Raw genomic sequence first — 2,926 nt, forward strand, 5'->3', positions numbered from 1 at the left:
TAGGCCTGTCCACCGGCACCACCTTCACCGCCGGCACCAAATGGCACGACTACTTCGGCCTACCCGGCGAAACCACCCTCTGACCCCTCAGCAGCCTTGTCCCCGGCCGGCGCGGCGGCGATGGACCGCCGGCCGGGACGGCGACCAGGGCGCCTGCCGGTCAGGCGTCCTCACCGGGGGTCACGAATCGGGGAGCCGGCTGGGGGGACGCGCCGCTCACCTGCATGATGATCTCCGTGGCGACGTCGCGCAGCTTGCGGTTGCGGTGCTGGGACGCCTGCCGGAGCAGGGCGAACGCCTCCGCGGCGGTGCAGCGCTGCTGGCCCATGAGCACCCCGAGCGCCTGGTCGATGACGCTGCGGGAGGCCATCGCGTCGGTGAGCTGCTGGTGCAGGAGGGCCTGATCGGCATGCCGCAGCAGGACGGCCAGCGCCGCGGTGGCCTGATCGGTGAAGGCCACGGCGTGCCGGTGGGCCGGCTCGTCGAAGGCGGCGCGGTCGGTGGCGTAGAGGTTCAACGCCCCGACCGTCTCGCCGTCGATCGTCATCGGCAGCGACAGCGAGCTGAGGATGCCGAGCCGGAGCGCGTGTTCCCGGTACCCGCGCCAGCGCTCGTCCTGGCGCAGGTCGACGACCTCGACGACGGTGCCGCTGCGCAGGGCGTGCAGGCAGGGGCCCTCGTCCGCGCCGTACTGGATCTCGTCCGCCTGGGCGGCGAGGTCGGCGCTGGCGGAGACCGTGCCGGCGCCGCCGTCCCGGCGTACCGTCAGGCCGCAGGCCACCGTGGGGGCGACCACCTCCGCCGCGACGCGGACGACCTGGTCGAGGAAGACGTCGACGTGGGGCGAGTCGGCGAGCAGGGTCAGCAACTGGCCGTACGCCGAGGCCAGGTGCGCCGCGGGAGCGTCGGACACCACCGCTACCTCCTGAAGATCGAGTGTCCGTTCGTGCCAATCACGATGATCTGACCGGGCCGGGTGGTCCTCAAGGGAGGTCCGGCCGGTGCGTCGAGGCGCCAGCGCCGGACCGGAGCAACCGGGCCCGGGCTGGCAGAGGGTGCGGATCGGGCGGAACAGGGCTAGGGTCGAGGTGGGTTCGGACATGAGCCCAGGACCTGTGCCGCCCACCGATGATGGGCCGGGCACACCCCGGTCCGGTCCTCCTCAATGAGGAGCTGCCTCATGTCGGTTCATCAGGCGCCGTATCCGGCGCCGCCGGAAACCTCCGGCTCGCCCGTCCTGTCCCTCATGGTCGCTGCCGAGGGCCCGGCGCTGGTGGTGGCGGTGCGCGGGCCGCTCGACCTCGACACGGTGGACGTGCTGTCCAGTGCCGTCGACCGGGCGATGGCGGGTCAGCCGCCCCCGGTGCTGGTGCTCGATCTGAGCGGGGTGAGCTTCTTCGGCGCCGCCGGGGTCACCGTGCTGCTGCGGGTGCGTCGGCGGGTGGTCGCGGCGGGCCGCACGCTGGTGCTGCGTAAGCCGTCCCGCATCTGCGGCGCCGTGCTCAACATGGTCGGCCTCAGGGACGAGTTCATCACCGAATGACCTGCCTTCCACTCCCGGTCCGTGCTCGTGCTCCGGAGTCGTACCGACCGCCACCGGGCGCGCTCCGACCCGCGCGGCCGCCCGGTCACCCGCAACGCCGGCTGACGGCGTCGCGGCGTCGGCGCGGCGACAACGCTCGGAGGCGACCCGGCTGCCAGTCGAACCGCCTGCCGGTAGGGGAGAGATACCCCGCCCTTTGATCACTCCAAACGTTTCGTGGCCCCCGCCGGGGATACGGCGGCCGGCGGCGGTCGCTCCCCGGAGCCGCGAGCCAGCAGGCAGGTCGGGATGACCACGTGCCGGGCCGGGCCGCGTTCGCCGTCGATGCGGTCGAGCAGCAGTTGGGCGGCCCACCGCCCCATGTCCCGCGGGTCGTGCGCGACCACGCTCACGCCCAGCACGTCGCCGAGATCCACGTCGTCGAAGCCGATCAGGGCGGGCGGTGCGGGGTGGCCGCGCAGCGCCCGCAGGGCGCCGAGGGTGATCCGGTTGTTCATGGTGAACAGGGCGGTCGGCGCGGGGGTACGGGTCAACAACTCGCGTACGGCCTGCTCGGCGGCGGCCACGTCGTGCGCGTTCTCGACCAGGTAGTCGGCCCAGTTGGACACCCCGGCCGCGTGCATGGCCGCCGAGAACCCGTCGAGACGCTCCCGGTGGGTGCTGAGCCGGGAGAAGTCGCCCACCACGCCGATCCGCCGGTGGCCGAGCGCGGTCAGGTGGGCTCCGGCCCGCCGGGCGCCGGTGTGGTTGTCCAGCAGCACGGTGTCGGCCGCCAGCTCGACCGGGGGCCGGTCCACGAACACGAACGGGATCCCGTGGCGGCGTTCGGCGGCCAGGTGCGCGTGCTCGGTCGCCGTCGAGGCGATCACCAGGCCCCGGACCCGCCGCTCCAGCAACGCGTCGGCGAGCCGGCGTTCCCAGTCCGGATCCTCGTCCGTGCTGGCCGTGATCAGTTGCAGACCGCGCATCCGCAGCTCGCGCTCCAGCCCTCCGGCCAGCCGGGAGTAGAACGGGTTGGCCAGGTCGCCGATGAGCAGGCCGACCAGGGTGGAGGTGTCGGCACCGCGGCGCAGCTCGCGCGCCACCCCGTTGAGCCGGTAGCCGAGCTGGTCGGCGGCGTCGCGTACCCGGGACCGGGTGTCCGCCGCCACCCGGGGCTCACCGCCCAGCGCCCGGGAGGCCGTCTTGACCGACACCCCGGACAGCGCCGCGACCTGCGCCAGGCTGGGCCGAGCGACCTTCGGGTCAGTGGTCATGTCCGCGATTATGCCCGCCGCACCCGGTCGCGCCGCCGACCGGCGGTCCGCCGGCGGCCCGTTCCGGCACCCGCCGGCCGCCGGGCCCGCCGGCGCGCCTTCCGGCACCCGCCGGGATCGGAAGAGG

At 74.0% G+C, this 2,926-nt stretch carries 3 protein-coding genes; 1 reads left to right on the top strand and 2 read right to left on the bottom strand.

Annotated elements, in window-relative coordinates; all coding sequences use genetic code 11:
* Window positions 1-160 precede the first annotated feature (160 nt).
* Window positions 161-913 (bottom strand): GAF and ANTAR domain-containing protein, encoded by a 753-nt coding sequence (locus AB0I11_RS34245; RefSeq protein ID WP_357330075.1) that lies wholly within the window; start codon window positions 911-913, stop codon window positions 161-163.
* A gap of 267 nt (window positions 914-1,180) precedes the next feature.
* Between AB0I11_RS34245 and AB0I11_RS34250 the strand changes: the two genes are divergently transcribed.
* Window positions 1,181-1,543: an STAS domain-containing protein gene (locus AB0I11_RS34250; protein WP_357330077.1), complete on the top strand. Its 363-nt coding sequence runs from the start codon at window positions 1,181-1,183 to the stop codon at window positions 1,541-1,543.
* A 200-nt stretch (window positions 1,544-1,743) separates the two neighbouring features.
* On the opposite strand, the gene AB0I11_RS34255 is transcribed toward AB0I11_RS34250, so the two are convergent.
* Window positions 1,744-2,799, bottom strand: a complete 1,056-nt coding sequence (locus AB0I11_RS34255) for a LacI family DNA-binding transcriptional regulator (protein ID WP_357330079.1) — start codon at window positions 2,797-2,799, stop codon at window positions 1,744-1,746.
* Window positions 2,800-2,926: the final 127 nt, after the last annotated feature.

This window comes from Micromonospora sp. NPDC050495, assembly GCF_040655175.1.
In the GTDB taxonomy this organism is placed as follows: Bacteria; Actinomycetota; Actinomycetes; order Mycobacteriales; family Micromonosporaceae; genus Micromonospora.